Consider the following 20,896-nt stretch of genomic DNA (forward strand, 5'->3'; position numbering starts at 1 on the left):
CATGCTTTCCGTTACCATTACATCCAACGCGTTTTAACCAATAAGGAATAACAAATGAATCAGGCGCAACAGCTCCGCGACGGCATACAGGCACTGGGTTTGGACATCGACGAAGCCAAACAGGCCAAACTGCTAGACTATGCCGCCCTGCTGCAAAAGTGGAATAAAACCTACAACCTGACCGCCCTACGCGATCCCGCCCAAACCGTCAGCCACCACCTGCTCGACAGCCTGACCCTCCTGCCCTATATCGAACACGCACAAACCATGCTCGACGTCGGCTCCGGCGGCGGACAGCCCGGCATACCCACCGCCATCTGCCGCCCTGACCTCGACATCACCCTCCTCGATGCCAACACCAAAAAAACCGCCTTTCTGCAACAAGCCGTCATCGAACTCGGCCTAAAAAACGTCCGCGTCATCAGCGGCCGCGTAGAAGCCGCCGCCGACTGCCGCGCCGACGTCATCACCAGCCGTGCCTTTGCCGAACTCGCCGACTTCGTCAACTGGACAGAGCACCTCCTCAAAGACGGCGGCTACTGGGCAGCCATGAAAGGCGTATATCCGCAAGAAGAAATCGACAAACTGCCCGAAAGCGTCGCCGTCGAAAAAGTCGAAGCATTGCACGTCCCCCAACTCAATGCCGAACGCCATATCGTCATCATCCGCAAAAAGGCCGTCTGAAAACAACCCAAGCATACCGAATAACGGTACAATCCAGCCATCCACACTTAACACGACAGCAAAGCACATGAGCGCACAAATCCTCGCCGTCGCCAACCAAAAAGGCGGAGTCGGCAAAACCACCACCACCGTCAACCTAGCCGCCTCCTTGGCCTCCAAAGGCCGCCGCGTCCTCGTCGTCGACCTCGACCCCCAAGGCAACGCCACCACAGGCAGCGGCATCAATAAAGCCACCATCGAAAACGGCGTTTACCAAGTTGTCCTCGGCGAAACCGACATCCCCAACGCCGTCGTCCGCAGCAAAGAAGGCGGCTACGACGTATTGGGTGCCAACCGCACACTGGCCGGCGCAGAAGTCGAACTCGTCCAAGAAATCGCACGCGAAATCCGCCTCAAAAACGCCCTGCAGCTCGTTGCCGACAACTACGACTACGTCCTCATCGACTGCCCCCCGTCCCTGACCCTGCTCACCCTCAACGGCCTGGTCGCCGCCAACGGCGTCATCGTCCCCATGCTTTGCGAATACTACGCCCTCGAAGGCATTTCCGACTTAGTGGCCACCGTCCGCAAAATCCGCCAAGCCATCAACCCCGACCTCGATGTAACCGGCATCGTCCGCACCATGTACGACAGCCGCAGCCGCCTCGTCGTCGAAGTCAGCGAACAGCTCAAACAACACTTCGGCAACCTGCTCTTCGATACCGTCATCCCCCGCAACATCCGCCTCGCCGAAGCCCCCAGCCACGGCCTCCCCGCCCTAGCCTACGATGCCCACGCCAAAGGCACCCAAGCTTATCTCGACTTGGCTGATGAACTGATTGCGCGTTTGGAAAAATAAACAGGGATATGAATATAGAAAAGGCCGTCTGAAAGGTAGAAAGTACTTTCAGACGGCCTTTGGTTTGATTGGGAAGAATATTTCTTAAAGACCGCGTGCGTGCGTACCGCACACGCCTTACGCATAGATTTCAAATCCTTTGTGATTCACAGTGTAGAGTATACGAAAAGAATACACACAATCGGATGCAGGCTACGGTTTATGTCTAGACTCAGATTATTGAAAATCAAGTTCCATTTCCTCTAACCATTTTACTGGTATGGAACTTTGTTCTTCTTTATTCTCATTAAAATAGTTTTGAACAATGCTTTTAATTCCGCTCGCTGTAATTCTAAACATATTCCCATCGTTTATACAGTTAAATATCTTTTCCACAACAATAGGGAAATTCTCATAATTTAAATTACTTAGATCAAGATGTAGTGATTTTAAATTTTGAAAAACAGTATTACCATCATTTTGTCTGAGATGGATATTATGTTCTAAAAATATAGGCTCTTCTTTTTTAAGAAATACTATATCAGTTGCAGTGAATCTAGTTACATTTTCACCTGTAGATAAAGCAACTAAAACTTTTAGAATATCTTTTGGAAGATTATCTACTGCATTTAAATCAACAGTCCTTTTTGGAAGTCTTATTAACTCGTCCAATTCTGTATCTGTTATGGTTGCCTCCCAAAAAGAAAGTGAGCTATCTTGAGTGAATAGGCATCTTGTTAATGCATCAGAAGAGAGATGCTCTAATTTTGTAAGAGGTTGAGAACCATCACTGTTCTTCCATTTAGATTTGGTAATTTTTCTAATCAGATACTGCATAATTTTATCCTAGCTTATCTAGACATAAGCTCTGAAATAATAGTTTGACGATAATTTTCTAACCATTCGGGAACAAGAGGAGGTATATTTTCCAGTACTTTTAAGACACTTTTATCATTCCATAATTCAAAAACTTGCAAAGCAAAATCTTTTACTTCTATATCTTTATGACCCAACGCAGCTAATACAAACATTCTAAATTTTGATATTGTTTCACATGACTTAATATCATGTATTTTAGCAATTATTTTTAATAAATTAACTAGCACAAATGATTTATCAGCATATTGATAATATATATCAGAAAACCAGTGCGAAGTTACATGCTGATTTTCATCAAAAAAAGAAAATAACCTTTTTTCAATATAACTATCTCTATCTAATAACACTTCAAAATTAAGAATAAAGTTTAAAAATTCAGGTTCAAATTTTTCCTTTATTCCTTTTTCAAATTCAGAATTAATTATTTCTGAGAGGGGAAATTTTGAACTAAATTTACCAAAATATGAATTTTTATTAGATGAAGAATATGACGCATTAAACAAAATATTTGTATCTTTATCTTTCTTATAGTGATCAATTTCTTTTGTTTTGTATATAGCTATATTCATAATGAATCCCCCCTAAGAATGTTTTCAATATTAGATAGGAATAGTCCTATATGTTCAAGATTAAATCTAGGAGTCAAATTTTCAGTTAATGTATTGATGTCAAAAATATAATGCAGTCCATTAACATCGTGGGTTTCATTAGTAATTGTTTTAAGTTTAGAGTTAAGTGAAAAATTTGTATTCTCTAAAAAATTAAATTCCTCCTCTAATCCTGTTAGCTCAATATGTGGTTTTATTCTATAAACTTTTTGAACACTTTTATCAAGTAGAATATGTTGATTATTCTCTTTGCAGAATTCATCAATTTTCCTTTTTTCACTTTCAATTGAGTTTTGAATAAATCCTAATCGATTGCAAGAATTAAATGAAAATTTTTCTCCAATTTTTTTTATTAATTCAAGTGCTTTATTATTAAATTCTAATATAGAAAAATTATCATCTGGGTATAAATGATCATACATAATTAAAATTTGGTTCACTTGAAAACTAATTTTCCATTTTTTATCAATAGATCTTAAGTCACATGACTCAACTTTGACTTGTTTTACTTCATTATTATCAAACTGAATTTCTACTCCTGAATTTATTTGAGGAAGATACTCATCAAATGTTCTTATAAAACTTAGATCATCTGAATTTTCTGGGCGCAAAAATCTAAATTTTTGATTAAAAATGAAAAATTGATATGACAAAGGCTGCATTTTAGAGTCCTATTATTTAAAATACTTACTGGCTCATTTTACCTTAACCCCTCCCATACCTTCAACAACCGCTTCACCGACACCGGATACGGTGTCTTCAATTCCTGCGCAAACAGCGACACCCTCAATTCTTCAATCATCCATTTAAACGCAGCGAGGTCATCTGAAACGGGTTGTCCTTGTTTCACCAAGCCGTCGGTTTTTTCCTGCCACATTTGCTCCAGCTCTTGAATATCGGCTTCGCGGGCTGCATCGCGGGCGGGGTTGCTGCTGTATTTTTCAAGGCGCAGGGTCATGGCTTTGAGGTAGATGGGGAGGCGCGGCCATTGTGCCCATGGGGTATGGCTGGCGAAGCCGGGGGCAAGCAAGGTTTGCAGGCGTAGTCTTAGAAGGTGGGTCAATGGGTGTTTGCCGAGTTTGCCGTTCAGTTCGGCATAGGCGGCTGCGGTTTCCTGCAAGTAGCGGCTGAGGGCTTCCTTGACGGCGGGCAGGCGGCTGCGGGCGCGTTTGATTTGTTCTTTAAAGGCTTTTTCGTTGCGCGGCAGCTCGTCTTCGCCGATAAAGGCGCGGTCGCAGACGGCCTGTGTGAGGTCGTCGCGCAGGGTGTCGGCATTGATGTGTTTGAGCAGCATGGCGGCTTGGGTGAAGCCTTGGATGCCTTTGTTTAAATCTTTTACCTGCTCTTTTAATTGCAGCTTCATCAATTCGATGACGCCTTGACGGTGTGCCTGCTCTGCGGCTTCTGTGGTATCAAACAGGCGCAGGGCGATGCGGCCGTCTTTTTCTTTTTGCAGGCCGAGGTAGCCGGTGAGCTGCTGTTTGCCGCGGGCGAATTTGATGGATTCGGGCAGGGTGCCGATGTCCCATGCGGTAACGTTGTCGCGCTCGAATTCTTGCGTGTTGTCGCGGAAGGTGACGGCGGCGGCTTGGCCGAGTTGTTGTTGCAATTCGTGCAGTTTGCGGCCGCCGGCAAGCTCTTGTCCGCCGTCGTCGATAATGCGCAGATTCAGATAGCAGTGTTCGGGCAATTTTTGCGCCGCCCATGCGTCTTGGTCGATTTGCTCGAGAATCCGCATATCGCCGGCGCTTTTGGCGATAAAGTGCGCCAACTGGGGAATAATGGCCGTTTGGCGGTCGGGATTGCTTTCGAGGAATTTGGTAATGAAATCGGGTACGGGCACGCAAATGCGGCGGATTTGCTTCGGCAGTGCTTTAATCAGCAGCTGGATTTTTTCGCGCAACATACCGGGCACCAGCCATTCGAGTGACGGCGCATGCAGGCGGTTGAGGACGGTCAGCGGCACGGTCATGGTCACGCCGTCGAGCGGATGGTGCGGCTCGAAGCGGTAGGAAAGTTTGAACTTGCCGTCTGCGGTTTGCCAGAATTTGGGGAACTGCTCTTCGGTAATGTGCGCAGCGGCGTGTTGCATCAGATCGTCGCGGCTGAGGAACAGCAGACGCGGATTGTCGCGCTCGGCGGTTTTGAGCCAGGCTTCAAAGGTGCGAATATCGGCAAGGGGCAAAGGTTTCAGACGGCCTTTTGGGAGTGCAGGCTGCTTTTTGGGTTTGGGGTCGTCTGGAACTGTTGAAGCTGCGGCACTCTGTCCCCTCTCCTGTGGGAGAGGGCTAGGGAGAGGGTTTGTTGAGGTTGCGGAAAAGTTGGTTTGGGTGGCAACTGTTTTGCCCTCTCCCCGACCCTCCCCTGCGGGGGAGGGGGTGGGTTGCTGGGTAGCGTAGGTTGGGTTGTCAAACCCAACAGTTTTTGCAGTTGCGGCTGATGTTGGGTTTTCAACCCAACCTACGGTGTAGCCGTGATTTTCATTTTGGCGAGACCCATTACGCTTGTTTTTACGAAACTCGTTGCGCTCATTTTCAGACGACCTTTCGGCTTTGTCGGATTCAATAAGCCGTACGGATTCTTCGCTTCCCCAAACGCCGCCTTTCGCGTCTTTCCACACCAGCTCGGGCAGGCGTTCGTTATAAAACGCAAACAGGGCTTCGTCATCGACCAATACGTCTTGCTTACGAGACTTGTGTTCGAGTTCGGTAATTTCTTTAATCAGCTTTTTATTGTGGGCAAAAAAGGCCGTCTGAAGATTGCTTTCCTGCGCCACCAATGCGCCGCGGATAAAGATTTCGCGTGCTTCTTCGGGCGCAACTTTGCCGTAAGACACGGGGCGGCGCGGCAATACGGTCAGGCCGTAAAGCGTCACGCGTTCGCTGGCGACGACTTCGCCGCGTTTTTGTTCCCAGTGCGGCTCGAAATAATGGTAGCGGACGAGGTGCGGCGCCTCCTGCTCGATCCATTCGGGCTGGATAACGGCGACGTCGCGCGCGTAAAGGCGCGTGGTTTCAACCAATTCTGCCGCCATCACCCATTTGGGCTTGGCTTTGAACAGGGCTGATGCAGGGAAAAGGTGGAAACGGCTGCCGCGCGCGCCAGTATAGTCGTTGCCGTCGGGCGATTTCATGCCAACGTTGGCGATAAGGCCGGTCAGCAGGGCGCGGTGGATTTGTTCGTAGCCGGCTTCTTTGGCGGCACGGATTTGTGCGCGATGTTGTTTCTTATCCAGTTGTTTTTGTTTGAGTTTGGCCGCCAAATCTTGGTCGCCTTGGCTTTCAGACGGCCTTAATTGCTCTTGGGTAGAAGGTTGTCGAAACGCTGCTTCTTTAGTGGTCAAACCCATTTCAATCGCGGTTTGGGCAAGCTGGTGATGCAGCTCGCGCCATTCGCGCATACGCAGGTGTGACAGGAAATATTGGCGACACCACTGCACCAGCTGCTTGTTGGACAAGCCTTTATCGCGCTCGCGCTGGAAGCTGTCCCAAATATTCAGATAGGCAAGGAAGTCGGATTGCTTGTCGGTAAAGCGTTCATGCGCCTTGGCCGCGGCATCGCGCGCTTCCAGCGGCCGCTCGCGCGGGTCTTGAATCGACAGCGCGGACGCGATCACCAATATTTCCGCCATGCAGTCGTGTTTCTTCGCCGCCAGCAAAATGCGCGCGATTTTCGGGTCGATAGGCAGGCGCGCCATTTGTTCGCCGAGTTTGGTCAGGCGGTAGCGCGTGTTGGCACCGATATGGCCCGAACTATTTTGCAGGCCGTCTGAAACATTGACTGGATTGGATCGTGCATCCATGCCTGATCCGCGTACTTGGTTTTTCATATTTTGCATAGTCTTGTCGGTCGGGCATCTTCCCCGACATCATCTAAATTTGTCTTTATTGGTTTTCACGCCGCTTATTGCGGATAAACATATTCCGCCTTGCCATCGCGAATGTTCAAGCTGCCTGCATCGCCCGTAATCAGATTGCCCGTTACCGAGCCTTCGCGACAACCTGAAACCGGCATATCGTAGCCCAGCGTATGAATCAGAAACGTTGAAAGCTGCTGATGGAAGGCAATCTCGCAAGGCGCAAAAGCCTGGTTGGCAGCCTGTTGCACGGCCTTATCCGGGCTGTACAACACCAGCGGCACGAGATAGCTGTCGGGCTGCACCGTGCCTTGATTGTAGGTATCTTTGCGCACATACTGGCCATGATCGGAGGTATAGGCAAACAGCCAGTTGCCGTCAGGCTGCTTTTGCAGCTGCTCGAATACGGTTTGAATCATTTGGTCGGTTTTGTGGATGGTGTTGTCGTACTTATCCACAATATTGGCTTCGCCGAATACTTTATCTTGCGGCTGCAACAATGCGCCGTATGGGACGTGCGAACCGCGTTGGTGCAACACAATAAAATGCTTGCCCTGCTGCAAATTGATTTTGTCAAACAGCGGCAGCAGTTTCTCATCGGGCATATTGTCGCCGTTGCCGTAGCCAAGCTGCGTCGGCTGAATCAGATGGTCTATCCATTTCTTACCGATTAAGTTCAAAATTGCCATCTCGTTTTCCGCCTGCGCGCTATAAAAATACGTTTCATAGCCCTGCTCTTTAGCGAGGCGGAACATATTGGTATCGCCGCTGCTGATTTGCTCATAGCCGTTGGCATGCGGTATCGCATTGAAAAAGCTGGGCAGGGACACAGCCGTCATCAAAGCGGCGGAATAGCTTTGTTTCACAATCGGCTTAAAGTCGGCTTGTGACAGCTGGGTCAAAAACGGCGAAGTCTCGCGCCCGTAGCCAAACAGTTTCAAATGCGTCGCGCTTTCGCTTTCGCCCATAATCAGGATGATATTTTGAACATTGCCCTGCCCAATTTTGCTTGGCGCAGACTGTTTGAACACAGGAATCTTGCTTAAATCAAACAACTGATACGGCAACACGCGTCCGACAAAATAGCCGAAGCTGAAATAATTGGCTTTGATACGGCTATATGTCGGCTTGGGCGAAATACCGTGTTCCTGCGTCGTACTGAATGAACGTCCAAAAATCAGCAACATCGCTGCAATAAACAAAATATCGGCGGCAAAGTGCGTCTTACGGCGGAACTTGGCAAGGCTGCAAAACAGCACGACTTCCAACACGCCCCACAACGCAGGCAGCCACAACTTATCCAACATCGACGCCCCCGCGCTGCCGACTTCGGTAACCTCTTTCAGCATCAGCCAATAATTAATGCCCGTCATCCAGCTTTGATAAACCGCATAATGCACATTGTTGGCAATGATGCTGAACGCAAAAAACACCGCAATCAACAAACGCGTCGCCTTATAACGCGCAAACAGATAAAGCGCAGCAATCACAAATGTCAGCGCAAACGTTTCCGCAATTTTCGCAGCCGGTAAGGTTTCAATTCCGAATACAAAACGATAGGCAATTTCGCTGGCAGTCAGTAAAGATGAATACAGAACAAGTGTGAGGAAAGATTTTTTCATCATTAATATTTCACAATAAAAAATTTACCGATTGGGTTTTAAAACCCAATATTCCCTTTTCAATAGTTTTTAGTTTCTCAATGATTTAGGCCGTCTGAAAATGAAACATGGCCTGCCTTTTTATGAAGAAAGTTTTTATTTTCAGACGGCCTCCACCGCCCCCAATTCCAGCAATACCTGAAAACCGTCATTGATATACCTCGAATCGGGCATTTCTAAAAATGGGAATGCTGCTACGTCGCCCAGGTTCAGCGATGCCATGCGCAGGATGACGGCGGCGAGGTTGCTGCGGACGATTTCTGGGTCGGTGAATTCGGGGCGGCTGTTGAAATCTTCTTCTGAAAACAGTCGGATACATACGCCTGCGGAGACGCGGCCGCAGCGGCCGGAGCGTTGGCGGGCGGCGGCTTGGGAGATTTTCTCTACATGAAGCTGTTCCACTTTCGCCCGTGCGGAATAGCGTTTGACGCGTGCAAGGCCGGTGTCGATGACGTATTTGATTCCCGGTACGGTGAGCGAAGTTTCGGCGACGTTGGTTGCTAACACGATGCGGCGTTTCGCGCCTGAAGGGTGGAAGATTTTGTGCTGCTCGGCGTGTGACAGGCGTGCGAACAGGGGCAGGATTTCGTCGTTGCGGCGCAGCGTGGATTTGCGCAGGGCTTCGGCGGCTTCGCGGATTTCGCGCTCGCCCGGCAGGAACACCAAGATATCGCCCTCGCCGTAGCGCGCCAATTCGTCGGCTGCATCGACAATCGCGTCGGTCAGCTCGACTTCTGCATCGTCTTCGTCTTTGCTGGTCAGCGGTCGGTAGAGGATTTCGACGGGATAGGTACGTCCGCTTACTTCCAGTACAGGCGCGCCGTTGAAGTGTTGGGAGAAGCGTTCTGCGTCTATGGTTGCCGAGGTGATGATGACTTTTAAATCGGGGCGGCGCGGCAGAAGCTGTTTCAGGTAGCCCAAGAGGAAGTCGATATTCAGGCTGCGCTCGTGCGCTTCGTCGATGATAATCGTGTCGTAGGCGGCGAGATAACGGTCGGTCTGGGTTTCTGCCAACAGGATGCCGTCGGTCATCAGCTTGACGCAGGCATCGCGCGAGGTGTGGTCGGTAAAGCGCACTTTATAGCCGACCGCGCTGCCGATTTCTGATTTCAACTCTTCGGCAATCCGCTCTGCCACGGAGCGCGCGGCCAAACGGCGCGGCTGGGTATGCCCGATCAACCCTGCCGCCCCGCGCCCGAGTTCCAAACAAATCTTGGGCAACTGTGTGGTTTTGCCCGAACCGGTTTCGCCGCAAATAATTGTTACCTGATTCTCGGCAATGGCTTTTTTGATTTCGTCGAGTTTTTCGTGAACGGGCAGCGTGTTGTCGAATTCGGGCTTGGGCAGTTTGGACAGGCGTTGCAGATAGAGGTCGTGCGATTTTTTGTATTTTTCCTCAACCTTGGCTAAGCCGCCGTATTTATTGGGGTTTTTAAAGGCAGATCGCAGAAAATGGCGGTCTTTGGAGAGGGTTTGGGCGAAATCGGGTTTCGGCATGATGGTGCAATAAATTGAATATTGTGAAAAGAATGAAATTATAGCAAAAGGCCGTCTGAAACTTGCTTGCTTTCAAGTTTCAGACGGCCTTTGTATGGATAAACCGTTTTAGTCGGCGGCGTGCCAAGGTTTTTGCATACCGGCGTGGAAACTCGGTTTTTCTCCACCCCACAAGGTGTCGATGTCGTAGAAGTCGCGCACGGCAGGGAGCATGACGTGGACAACGAGGTCGCCTGCGTCGACGAGCGTCCATTCGCCACTGTCGCCTTCGGTGCTGAGGATTTCAAAACCGGCTTCTTTCAAATCGACGGCAACGTTGTTCGCCAGTGCTTTGACTTGGCGTGTGCTGTCGCCGCTGGCAATAATCATGCGGGCGAACAGGGAGGTTTTGTCTTGGGTTTCCAAAACAGAGATGTCTTTGGCTTTAATGTCTTCGAGGGCGTTTACGGCCACTTCGACCATTTTTTGCAGGTCTTGCAATTCTTGTTCGTTCATTATTTTCCTAGTTGAAATGTTTTCAGACGGCATTATAGCTTATCTGCCTGAATAAACGCTATTTTTCATAGAGTTTGTGTTGGCGGATGTACTGGGCGACAGGTTGCGGCAGGCCGTCTGAATGGTGCATTTTGACGAGATCGGCACGGATTTGGGTGGAGCTGGTGTTGTGCAGCGGCGCGTTGAGGATGCGGACGCTGCCGTTTTGCAGGGCTTCACCGAGCCATGCGTGCAATTCGCGCGGGGTTTTGTTGAGGTTGTCGCCTTGGCGCATGGCGATGGCGATATGGGTCTGGCGCACGAGGGTTTGCCATTTTTTCCATGTGTGCAGCTGCATCAGGCTGTCGCTGCCCATCAGCCACCACAGTTGCGCGCCGGGAAACTGCTGGCGGAAGATTTGGACAGTGTCAAACGTATAGGTCGCGCCGTCACGGACAATGTCGCAGTCGCTGGCGGCGAATTTTGGCTCGTCGGCGATGGCGAGTTCGACCATATTGAGGCGCTCTTGTGCCGGCGTGCGCGTGCTGTCTTTGTGGTACGGGTCGCCTGCCGGCAGGAAGACGACAAGGTCCAAACCGATTTCGTCGGCAAAGGCGCGGGCGATGTGGAGGTGGCCGTTGTGGATGGGGTCAAACGTGCCGCCGAATAATCCGATGTTTTTCATTTCGTGGTGGTGTCTGCGTTAGATGTTTTGGCCGTCTGAAGCAGGCAGGCTGCCGTCAACAATCAGGTTGAGCTTGCCTGTGGTCGGGTGGATGACCAGGCCGTGGATGGCGATGTTGTCGGGCATCAGCGGATGTTTGCGAATCAGCTCGACGGTATGGCGCACGCTGTCTTCGACGTTGTCAAAACCGGTAAGCCAGCCGTCCAAATCGATACCGGCATTGCGCAGGGTTTCGATGCGGTCGTCGGGGATATTGCTGTCGTGTACGCGTTGGAGAAACTCTTCGGCGTGTAGTCCGCGCATACCGCAGTCGTGGTGGGCAATGACCATGATTTCTTTGACTTTAAGTTCAAATACGGCCACCAACAAACTGCGCATCACCGAACCCCAAGGATGGGTCACCAGCGCGCCGGCGTTTTTGATGAGCTTGGCATCACCGTTTTTCAAGCCCAACGCATTGGGTAGCAGCTCGATAATGCGTGCGTCCATGCAGGAAAGGATGGCCAGCTCGCGGCCGGGGTATTTGTTGGTGAAATATTTTTCGTATTCGCCCGTTTCGACGAAATGTTGGTTATAGGCGAGGATTTCGCTCAATTCGCTCATGATGTGCTCGTTTCGGATGGTTTACTCTATTATAGCGTTTTTCGGGTAGTGCGGTTGTTTTGCAAATTCGCCGTAAACGGCTAAAATCGACGTATCTTTAGTTCTTTTGGAGGATGCGCCATGTCTCAGTCTTTCCGTTTTGAACAGGTATTCACACCCGATGTCCACGACGCATTGTGGGATTGGGCGCAAACAAGCTATGGCGCATCCGACGATTGGTGCATTCTGTATCTCAACGGTCTGCCTTTAGGCCGTCTGAACCCATTATGGCGCGAACGCCTCGGGCAAGATTGGACAGGCAGGCAGTCGACCCTTTCAGACGGCCTGAATTTGGAAACAGACAGCTGGGCTCAGATGGGCGACAGTTTGCAAACGCTGGCGCGACAATGGCGCGAGTGCGGTTGGCTCAAAGGTTGGCGCGGTGAAAAGTTTGACATCTGCGACCAGTCGGGCAAGCCTTTATGCGCACTAGAACGCGCCGCCTTCCGTCCGTTCGGCCTGATGAGTCAGGCTGTGCATTTGAACGGATTGGTCGAAACAGAAAACGGTTTGCGCTTTTGGATAGGCCGCCGTAGTCCGCACAAAGCCGTTGATCCAAACAAACTCGACAACCTGACCGGAGGCGGCATCAGCAGCGGCGAGAGGCCGTCTGAAGCTGTCTGTCGCGAAGGTGAAGAAGAAGCAGGCATTCCCGCTTCCTTAACCCCCCATATCCGACCGACTGCCCAAATATATAGTTTGCGCCCCGTTAACCGCGGTGTCCACAACGAAATCCTGTATATCTTCGACATCGTCCTGCCCGAAGGCTTCCAACCTGCCAACCAAGACGGCGAAGTCGCCGGTTTTGAACTGATGGACATCCCCACCCTGCTTGATGCCATGTTGGGCGGACACATGATGCACGATGCCCAACTGGTTACGATCGAAGCCTGCCGTCGATACGGCTTAATCGACCCCAAACATCCGCTGTCCGCATGGCTCGACAGCATCCGTTGCCGACCCCATTTTTAAAGGCCGTCTGAAACCATGTTGCAACTCAAAAACATCAACAAACGCTTCGGCAGCAAAACCGTTGCCCAAGACATCAACCTAAACGTCGAAGCAGGCAAAATCCTAGCCGTACTCGGCCGCTCCGGCTGCGGCAAATCCACCCTGCTCAAAACCATCGTCGGCTTGGTGCATCCGGACAGCGGCGAAGTCTGGCTCAACGGCGACAACATCACCGACATGCCGTCTGAAAAGCGCAATATCTCGCTGATGTTTCAAGACTACGCCCTTTTGCCGCATTTAACCGCCCTCGACAACGTCGGCTTCGGCCTCAAAATGCGCCGTCTGCCCAAAGCCGAAATCGAAGAACAATCCATGCAGGCATTGCGCGACATCGGTTTGGAACACGAAGCGCAACGCAAACCCGAAAGCCTCTCCGGCGGCGAACAGCAACGCCTCGCCCTCGCACGCGCCCTCATCACGCGCCCGTCGCTGTTGCTCTTGGACGAAGCCTTCTCCAGCCTCGACACCCACCTGCGCCACCACCTGCGCACCCTGACCGCCGAACGCATCCGCAGTCAAAACATCCCCGCCATCCTCGTGACCCACTCCGCCGAGGAAGCCTGCACCATGGCCGATACCATCGCCATCATGCACGAAGGCCGCATCCTCCAACACGGCACGCCGGAAACCCTTATCCGCCGCCCCATCAACGCCCAAGCCGCCCTGCTGCTCGGTTTGGCCAACACCAGCGACACACGCTACATCCCCCAACACGCCATCCGATTCGACCCGAACGGCACAGCCGTCCGCATCAGCGAAGCCGTCCCCCTCGCCGAAGGCACACGCCTCACCCTCGCCCATCCGCAATACGGCAATTTGATTTGGTATCCCCACGCCGATCACAATGCAGACAAACCGCAAACTGGACAGGAAATCCGCATCAGCGTGGATGAAAATCAGATTGTTTGGTTTGATTGAATGTGATGGATTAAAAAAAAGAAAAAGGCCGTCTGAAAAGCAACAAACACCGTCATTCCCGCGCAGGCGGGAATGACGGCGGATGGGTTTGGGGCGGGGGAAAGGTTTCAGGCTGACTTGGGAAGGGCAGCCTGAAAATGGGGAGGCCGTCTGAAAGACGGATTCAGACGGCCTCCCCATTGGTTAGTCGGTTACTTCAAGTAATTAATTAAATCTCCACGTCTAAACGTGGCGGCAAGTTGTTGTAAAGAAATTTCTGAGCTATCGTTGTAAAGTGCAGCAAGTGCCTGCCGGATGTCCTGTATTGCTGCTTGAAGGTAAGCTTCGCCCTTTTCATCCAGCCGTGCCTGCAAAGAAACGAAATTTTGATGATTAACCAAATCAAATGATGCCAATCCTGAATCTGCAAGAAGTTTCCTGCCAATCTGCATGGCAATAAAACAGGAAGCATAACGGACAAAGTCGGGATCATTTTCCTGCGGGCGTTTTCTTCTGTTCTCTGCCATACGGTAAATCAATACGGACAATACCGCCTGCGCCCCGTTCAAATTATCGAAAATTTCGCCATACAATTTACCAAAATGCTCCTTGGTGAAAAATTTCGCCTGCTGGGGTTTTTCTTTGACAACCGAAAGTACCGCTTCGGCAACCGTGCCTGATGTAATATCGTTTTTTCCTGCTTCCTGGCTACGCTTGCGTCGGTAGGTGTAACCCAACTCTGCAATCGATATCTCCAAACGCTGCTGCTGGGGATCGTTGGCTCTCAAATCCTTCAAATCCACAGGATTTTGGCTGTTGGTGGCATGGGTGATTTTCATAACCAAATCGTTTTGCTCTTTTGGCAGCTCGTAGATGCGCACCAACACGCTGGCATTGTCCGAAATATCGGAAAAATCTGCTATTGCGTTCATCAGGGTCATGGATGTCTGACCGCCGTTTACAATCTGCAAATCCGTAACATTGACCTGGTAATCGGATGTCTGCAAGGCATTATAGGAAAAACTTCTGCATATCAAAGTCAGCCCGTTATTGTAAAAATAGAAATTATCCGGCTCGTGTTGCAGGGTTCTTTGGATATCCTGATTAACGCGGTTTCCTGTCAAACCGAGATAACGGCGGATATTCCTTTCCAGTAGTTTTTCGCCATGCTGTCTCATTAATTGGGCAATTTCTTTAACAGGAATCCGCCCGATACAGACGCGGCTGAAATTCATATCTTCAATTACTGCTTTGCCTTTCAGCCGCAATACGGCATCGACAGGTTTTGTGCGGCTACGGATAGCCAGCAGGGTTTCATGGTTGGCATACTCCCATGACACTTGGGATACAGATTGAAATTCGCGGTCAATATCGGTTTGCGCTTCCCGGTTCCATTTCAGCCCGTTGTTGCAGGCGATAACCCGAATCTGCGGTATCTGCCCGTCCCGAATACGTGAGCGGATATCTTCGACTTTGGCTTTCAAGCGCATATTGATGCCGCCCAAATCGGCAGCCGGATTAAACAGATATTGAACGGCCTTGATTAATTTTTCTATGCCGGTTTGTGGGAAATTTTTATTTCCGTCCAAACTCTTGGCGTATTTTGACTGGATAAGGACAACGGAAAATTCCCCATCGTTTTCTTCATCTATATAAACAGCATCCGTTCCAAAATCTCCGCCTCCGTCAACCAGACAATCCAAGGCTGTTTCTTCATCCAAATCCAAAATGTCTTTGATACAGATAAAAGTAAACAGGGCGGATTTGAGTTTGTCCGTGTCATTTGGGTTGATGTTCAAAATTTGGCATACTTCATCTTTGGTTTCCTGCGGAATACCTAAAAGCTGTTGGTCTAAAATAGAAGCAGCGATATCCATGATAGTCTCCGTACATTTTTGAATTTTTAAAATATGAAAGCTGTGTTTCGGCCTGAAAACCACTCCACCGTTTTCAGGCTGCCTTCCAATCACCCTCTCAACTTCGCCAATTGCCCTTCCACTTTCCCCATCTTATCCATCAACTCCGCCAATTCCGCCTTATCCTTCTCCACCAGATGTGCGGGGGCTTTGTCCACATAGCCGGGTTTGGAGAGTTTGGCGTTGAGTTTGTCCAAGGCTTTTTGCAGCTTCTCGGCTTCTTTGCTCAAACGGGCGGTTTCGGCGGCTTTGTCGATTTCGACTTTCAGCATCAGGCGCGCGCCGTTGCAGACGGCGACAGGTGCGTCTTCCGCTTCCGGCAAGCTGTCCACCAGCTTGGCTTCGGTCAGTCGGGTCAGCGACGGCAGGTATTTGAGCAGGCCTTCGAGTTCTGCGTTGCCTTCGACAAAGAGCGGCGCTTTGACGTTTGGCGCGATACCCATTTCGCCGCGTAGTTTGCGCACTTCTTCCACCAAGTCTTTCAATGCGGCCATTTTATCGAAGGCCGTCTGAACGATTTTCTCTTTATCGGCTTGCGGATAGGCGGCCAACATGATGCTGTCGGCGGTTTTGGCATTCGCCAGAGGCGCAACGACCTGCCACAGCTCTTCGGTAATGAACGGCATGATTGGGTGCAGCAGGCGCAGGATGGTTTCGAGTACGCGCACGAGGGTGCGGCGTGTGGTGCGCTGGGTTGTCGGGCAGCCGGTTTGGATTTGCACTTTTGCCAGCTCGATGTACCAGTCGCAATATTCGTTCCACACAAATTCGTACAGCGTTTGCGCGGCAAGGTCAAAGCGGTAGGTTTCAAAGGCTTCGGCAACGGCGGCTTCGGCTTGTTGCAGTTTGCCGATAATCCATTGGTCGGCGAAGGTAAACGCCAACGGCTGCATTTCGTCTTGACCGCAGTCTTTGTCTTCGGTGTTCATCAACACGAAGTTGGTGGCGTTCCACAATTTATTGCAGAAGTTGCGGTAGCCTTCGGCGCGCTTGAAGTCGAAGTTCACGCTGCGACCGAGGCTGGCGTAGCTCGCCATGGTGAAGCGCAAGGCGTCCGCGCCCATGCTGGGGATACCTTCGGGGAAGAGTTTTTTCGTGGCTTCTTCCACTTTCGGCGCGGTTTCGGGTTTGCGCAGACCGGTCGTGCGTTTCACTAGCAGCTTGTCCAAGTCGATGCCGTCGATCAAATCCACAGGGTCGATGACGTTGCCTTCGGATTTGGACATTTTTTTGCCTTCGTGGTCACGCACGATGCCGTGGATGTACACGTCTTTAAACGGTACTTTGCCGGTGAAGTGTGTGGTCATCATAATCATACGCGCCACCCAGAAGAAGATGATTTCGTAGCCTGTTACCAAGACGTTGGACGGCAGGAAGGCTTTGAGTTCGTCGGTTTCAGACGGCCAGCCGAGCGTGGAGAACGGCACGAGCGCGGAGGAGAACCATGTATCCAATACGTCTTCTTCGCGGGTCAAGCCTGTTTTGCCGGCTTGTTTTTCGGCTTCTTCCTGATTGCGGGCAACGTAAACATTGCCTGCTTCGTCGTACCACGCGGGGATTTGATGGCCCCACCACAGTTGGCGCGAAATACACCAGTCTTGGATGTTGTTCATCCATTGGTTGTAGGTATTGACCCAGTTTTCAGGGATAAAACGTACCGCGCCGCTATCAACGGCTTTTTTGGCTTTGTCGGCCAGGCTCAAACCTTTGAACTCGCTGTCAGGCTCGCCGCCGTTTGGCGTGGCGGACATAGCGACAAACCATTGGCTGGTCAGCATCGGCTCAATCACGGAACCGGTACGGTCGCCTTTCGGCGTCATCAGCGTGTGCGGTTTGATTTCGACCAAGAAACCTTGTTCCTGCAAATCGGCAACCATTTGTTTGCGCGCGGCAAAGCGGTCTAAGCCTGCGTATTTTTCAGGCAGGGCAAAGCCTGGTTGCGCTTCGCCTTTGAAGTTAAACACTTCGGCGTTTGCCAGCACTTTGGCTTCCAAATCAAACACATTAATCAGGCGCGTGTCGTGGCGTTTGCCGACTTCGTAGTCGTTGAAGTCGTGCGCAGGCGTGATTTTCACGCAGCCGGTACCGAAGTCTTTTTCGACGTATTCGTCGGCAATCACGGGGATGGTGCGGCCGGTCAGCGGCAGGATTAATTCCTTGCCGATCAAATGCGTATAACGTTCGTCTTCAGGATTGACGGCAACGGCCACGTCGCCCAACAGCGTTTCAGGGCGGGTGGTCGCCACGATAACGGCTTCGGCGGGATTGTCCGCCAGCGGATAGCGGATGTGCCACATAGAGCCTTGTTCTTCCACGCTTTCCACTTCCAAATCAGATACTGCCGTACCCAAAACCGGATCCCAGTTCACCAAGCGTTTGCCGCGGTAAATCAAGCCTTGTTCATACAGACGCACAAACACTTCGGTTACGGTTTCGGCGCGCACGTCGTCCATCGTGAAATACTCACGCGTCCAGTCGGCAGAGCAGCCCACGCGGCGCATTTGTTGGGTAATCGTACCGCCGGAAACTTCTTTCCATTCCCACACTTTTTCCAAGAATTTCTCGCGGCCCAAGTCATGACGGGACACGTTTTGCGCGGCAAGTTGACGCTCGACCACGATTTGCGTGGCAATGCCCGCGTGGTCGGTGCCCGGAATCCAGGCGGTGTTGCAGCCTTTCATGCGGTAGTAGCGGGTTAGACCGTCCATGATGGTTTGGTTGAAGGCATGGCCCATGTGCAGCGTACCGGTTACGTTGGGCGGCGGCAGTTGGATGGAGAAAGACGGTTTGGTCAAATCCATATCAGGCTGGAAATAGCCCTGCTCTTCCCAGTTTTGATAATGTTTGGATTCGATTTCGGCTGGATTGTATTTGTCTAACATGATGGAACTTTGTGAAATTAAGGTTATTTTTGATGTGCGGATTATAACGCAAAAAGGCCGTCTGAATCATTTCAGACGGCCTTTGGCATACGGGTTTTAAAAACGGAACAATACCAGGCTGACGGCAATCACCGCCATACCCGTTGTCAGGCCGTAAACGGTTTCATGGCCGTCTGAATAGCGTTTGGCGGCCGGCAGCAGCTCGTCCAACGCCAAAAACACCATCACACCAGCTATCACGCCGAACACCGAACCGAACACGGCAGGCGATAAAAACGGCTGCAAAACCAAATAGCCCAAAGCCGCCCCCAAAGGCTCGGCCAAGCCGGATAGCAGACACGCCCATACCGTTTTCTTACGGCTGCGGGTGGCAAAATAAACCGGCGCGGCGATGGAAATGCCCTCCGGAATATTATGGATGGCAATCGCCAAGGCCAAAGGCATCCCGACCGCCGGATTTTCCAAGGTGGCAAAAAACGTCGCCAAGCCTTCGGGGAAATTGTGCGCCGTAATCGCAAACGCCGCCATCATACCGACTCGCGCAATATGGCGGCGTTTGCTTTCTTGAAAAGACGGGTCTTGCGCATCTAAGGTTTCATGCGGGTTCGGCACCAGGCGGTCAATCAGTGCGATGCCGCCCATACCGGCCAAAAATGCCATGGTCGCCGCCGCAAACGCGTGGTCTTTATCATAAATTTCAGCGAACGCCTCGCTGGACTTACTGAAAATTTCCGTCAGAGAAACATAAACCATCGCACCGCCGGCAAATGCCAAACCAAACGACAACACGCGCGGATTAGGCGTTTTGGAAAACATCACCAAGCCGCTGCCTAATACGGTAAACAAACCGGCAGCCAACGTGATGGAAAAGGCAACGGCCAAATTGGACATCGAAAAATCGGGCATGAGAAGACCTGCGCTAAAAGCTGGGACAGGTTCAGACTAACACTTTTTAATGCGCATGATAATAGTTATTATTTATTTTATTGATTAGGTACACAGATTTTGAAACAAAAGGCCGTCTGAAAAATAATTTTCAGACGGCCTTTAAATTTGAAATGCCGCTAAACCTTATCGCTTTCCAGCTTAAGCCTGATAACGCGACAGGCTCAAATCGTCGCTTCGGATTTCGGTATCTTTGCCGCTCACGATATCGGCGGTTAATTTTGCCGAACCCAGCGACATGGTCCAGCCCAAAGTACCGTGGCCGGTATTCAGGAAGAGATTATCAAAGCGGGTGCGCCCGATTAGCGGTGTGCTGTCGGGCGTCATCGGTCTGAGACCGCTCCAGAACAATGCTTGTTTCAAATCGCCGCCTTCGGGGAACAAGTCGTTGACGACCAAAGCCAAGGTTTCGCGGCGTTTTTCGGGCAGTTTGATTTCGTAGCCAGACAATTCCGCCATGCCGCCGACGCGGATTCTGTTGTCAAAGCGCGTGATGGCGACTTTGTAGCTTTCATCTAAAACGGTGGAAACCGGTGCGCCGTCTGAGTTTGTGACGGGCAGGGTCAAGGAATAGCCTTTGACGGGATAAATCGGCAGATTGAGATCCAACTGCGCCAACACAGTCCTGCTGAAGCAGCCGAGCGCGCAGACAACGGCATCTGCTTCAAACCGCCCTGTTTCGGTTTCAACGGCTTTGATGCGCAGCCCGTTGTGGTCGATGCGGCTGATGGTTTGGTTGAAGTGGAACTGTACGCCCTTTTCCTGACACAATTTGTATAGGTTTTCAGTGAAGAGGTGGCAGTCGCCGGTCGCATCCGCAGGCAGGTGCAGGCCGCCGGCAATTTTTGCGGTAACGCGTGCCAGCGCAGGCTCAAACTCGGCGCATTCTTCGGGTTTCAGACGGCGGTACGGCACGCCGTAGCGTTCCAAAACGGCAATGTCTTGTTCTGCCGCTTCGACTTCTTTAGCCTGACGGAAAATCTGCAACGTCCCTTTTTTGCGCCCTTCAAAATTCATGCCGGTTTGCGCTTCAAAACGGCGGAACATTTCTCGGCTGTATTCAGAAATCCTGACCATGCGCTCTTTGTTGATTTGATAGCGCGCGGCCGTGCAGTTTTGCAGCATTTGCCACAGCCATTCGATTTGATACAGGCTGCCGTCAGGGCGAAACAGCAAAGGCGGATGGCTTTTAAACAGCCATTTCAGCGCTTTGGTCGGAATACCGGGAGCAGCCCACGGCGTGGTATAGCCGTAAGAAAGCTGGCCTGCATTGGCAAAACTGGTTTCCATCGCCACACCCTCGGCGCGGTCGATGACTGTTACTTCATGTCCTGCCTCTGCCAGATACCACGCGGAAGATACGCCGGCAACACCAGCACCTAAAACAAGCACTTTCATTTTTCTCCTCCTCTGACTTTTTTCCAAACAGACTTAATATACAT

The 20,896-nt window shown here is 50.9% G+C and carries 17 protein-coding genes; 4 read left to right on the forward strand and 13 right to left on the reverse strand.

Going from position 1 to position 20,896, the window contains the following annotated elements; translation table 11 throughout:
- Nucleotides 1-54 precede the first annotated feature (54 nt).
- Complete coding sequence (rsmG, locus tag ACTHSW_RS07595) at nt 55-684, forward strand: 16S rRNA (guanine(527)-N(7))-methyltransferase RsmG (RefSeq protein ID WP_036493627.1); 630 nt, start codon at nt 55-57, stop codon at nt 682-684.
- Between the two features lie 67 nt (nt 685-751).
- Nucleotides 752-1,522 carry a ParA family protein gene (locus ACTHSW_RS07600; protein ID WP_003681348.1) on the forward strand — a complete coding sequence of 257 codons (771 nt, stop codon included), beginning with the start codon at nt 752-754 and terminating at the stop codon, nt 1,520-1,522.
- A 216-nt stretch (nt 1,523-1,738) separates the two neighbouring features.
- Here ACTHSW_RS07600 and ACTHSW_RS07605 read toward each other — a convergent pair whose 3' ends face one another.
- The 9 genes from ACTHSW_RS07605 to ACTHSW_RS07645 all read right to left on the reverse strand — a co-directional run bounded on the left by ACTHSW_RS07605 (nt 1,739) and on the right by ACTHSW_RS07645 (nt 11,764).
- Nucleotides 1,739-2,338, reverse strand: a complete 600-nt coding sequence (locus ACTHSW_RS07605; RefSeq protein WP_440373819.1) for a hypothetical protein — start codon at nt 2,336-2,338, stop codon at nt 1,739-1,741.
- Nucleotides 2,339-2,352: 14 nt separating this feature from the next.
- Nucleotides 2,353-2,949 carry a hypothetical protein gene (locus tag ACTHSW_RS07610; RefSeq protein ID WP_440373820.1) on the reverse strand — a complete coding sequence of 199 codons (597 nt, stop codon included), beginning with the start codon at nt 2,947-2,949 and terminating at the stop codon, nt 2,353-2,355.
- Nucleotides 2,946-3,650 (reverse strand): hypothetical protein, encoded by a 705-nt coding sequence (locus ACTHSW_RS07615; RefSeq protein WP_440373821.1) that lies wholly within the window; start codon nt 3,648-3,650, stop codon nt 2,946-2,948. Before ACTHSW_RS07615 ends, ACTHSW_RS07610 begins: the two co-directional genes overlap by 4 nt.
- Before the next feature lie 38 nt (nt 3,651-3,688).
- A complete protein-coding gene (locus ACTHSW_RS07620) occupies nt 3,689-6,826 on the reverse strand; it encodes a DUF3418 domain-containing protein (protein WP_440373822.1) in 3,138 nt (1,045 codons plus the stop codon).
- A gap of 65 nt (nt 6,827-6,891) precedes the next feature.
- A complete protein-coding gene (gene lpt3, locus ACTHSW_RS07625; protein ID WP_141743136.1) occupies nt 6,892-8,469 on the reverse strand; it encodes a lipooligosaccharide phosphoethanolamine transferase in 1,578 nt (525 codons plus the stop codon).
- Nucleotides 8,470-8,607: 138 nt separating this feature from the next.
- Nucleotides 8,608-10,002: an ATP-dependent RNA helicase HrpA gene (gene hrpA, locus ACTHSW_RS07630; protein ID WP_083290053.1), complete on the reverse strand. Its 1,395-nt coding sequence runs from the start codon at nt 10,000-10,002 to the stop codon at nt 8,608-8,610.
- A 108-nt stretch (nt 10,003-10,110) separates the two neighbouring features.
- On the reverse strand, nt 10,111-10,497 hold the full coding sequence (rsfS, locus tag ACTHSW_RS07635; protein ID WP_002246503.1) for a ribosome silencing factor: 387 nt from the start codon (nt 10,495-10,497) through the stop codon (nt 10,111-10,113).
- Nucleotides 10,498-10,555: 58 nt separating this feature from the next.
- Nucleotides 10,556-11,161: a nicotinate-nucleotide adenylyltransferase gene (gene nadD, locus ACTHSW_RS07640; RefSeq protein WP_070461257.1), complete on the reverse strand. Its 606-nt coding sequence runs from the start codon at nt 11,159-11,161 to the stop codon at nt 10,556-10,558.
- A gap of 18 nt (nt 11,162-11,179) precedes the next feature.
- A complete protein-coding gene (locus tag ACTHSW_RS07645; protein ID WP_049322449.1) occupies nt 11,180-11,764 on the reverse strand; it encodes a beta-class carbonic anhydrase in 585 nt (194 codons plus the stop codon).
- A gap of 120 nt (nt 11,765-11,884) precedes the next feature.
- Between ACTHSW_RS07645 and ACTHSW_RS07650 the strand changes: the two genes are divergently transcribed.
- Entirely contained in the window at nt 11,885-12,775 is an 891-nt protein-coding gene (locus ACTHSW_RS07650; protein WP_440373823.1) for an NUDIX domain-containing protein, read from the forward strand.
- Between the two features lie 15 nt (nt 12,776-12,790).
- Nucleotides 12,791-13,732, forward strand: a complete 942-nt coding sequence (locus ACTHSW_RS07655) for an ABC transporter ATP-binding protein (protein WP_440373824.1) — start codon at nt 12,791-12,793, stop codon at nt 13,730-13,732.
- A 191-nt stretch (nt 13,733-13,923) separates the two neighbouring features.
- On the opposite strand, the gene ACTHSW_RS07660 is transcribed toward ACTHSW_RS07655, so the two are convergent.
- The 4 genes from ACTHSW_RS07660 to ACTHSW_RS07675 form a co-directional block, all read right to left on the reverse strand.
- The gene (locus tag ACTHSW_RS07660; RefSeq protein ID WP_225905462.1) at nt 13,924-15,432 is read right to left on the reverse strand and encodes an AIPR family protein; all 1,509 of its coding nucleotides are present in this window, start codon (nt 15,430-15,432) and stop codon (nt 13,924-13,926) included.
- 245 nt (nt 15,433-15,677) lie between these two features.
- On the reverse strand, nt 15,678-18,509 hold the full coding sequence (locus ACTHSW_RS07665) for a valine--tRNA ligase (RefSeq protein ID WP_070461262.1): 2,832 nt from the start codon (nt 18,507-18,509) through the stop codon (nt 15,678-15,680).
- 96 nt (nt 18,510-18,605) lie between these two features.
- Nucleotides 18,606-19,415 carry a zinc transporter ZupT gene (gene zupT, locus ACTHSW_RS07670; RefSeq protein WP_002220178.1) on the reverse strand — a complete coding sequence of 270 codons (810 nt, stop codon included), beginning with the start codon at nt 19,413-19,415 and terminating at the stop codon, nt 18,606-18,608.
- A 180-nt stretch (nt 19,416-19,595) separates the two neighbouring features.
- Nucleotides 19,596-20,852, reverse strand: a complete 1,257-nt coding sequence (locus ACTHSW_RS07675) for a D-amino acid dehydrogenase (protein ID WP_070461263.1) — start codon at nt 20,850-20,852, stop codon at nt 19,596-19,598.
- Nucleotides 20,853-20,896: the final 44 nt, after the last annotated feature.

It is taken from the genome of Neisseria sp. P0008.S004, assembly GCF_051962755.1.
Lineage (GTDB): Bacteria > Pseudomonadota > Gammaproteobacteria > Burkholderiales > Neisseriaceae > Neisseria > Neisseria subflava_A.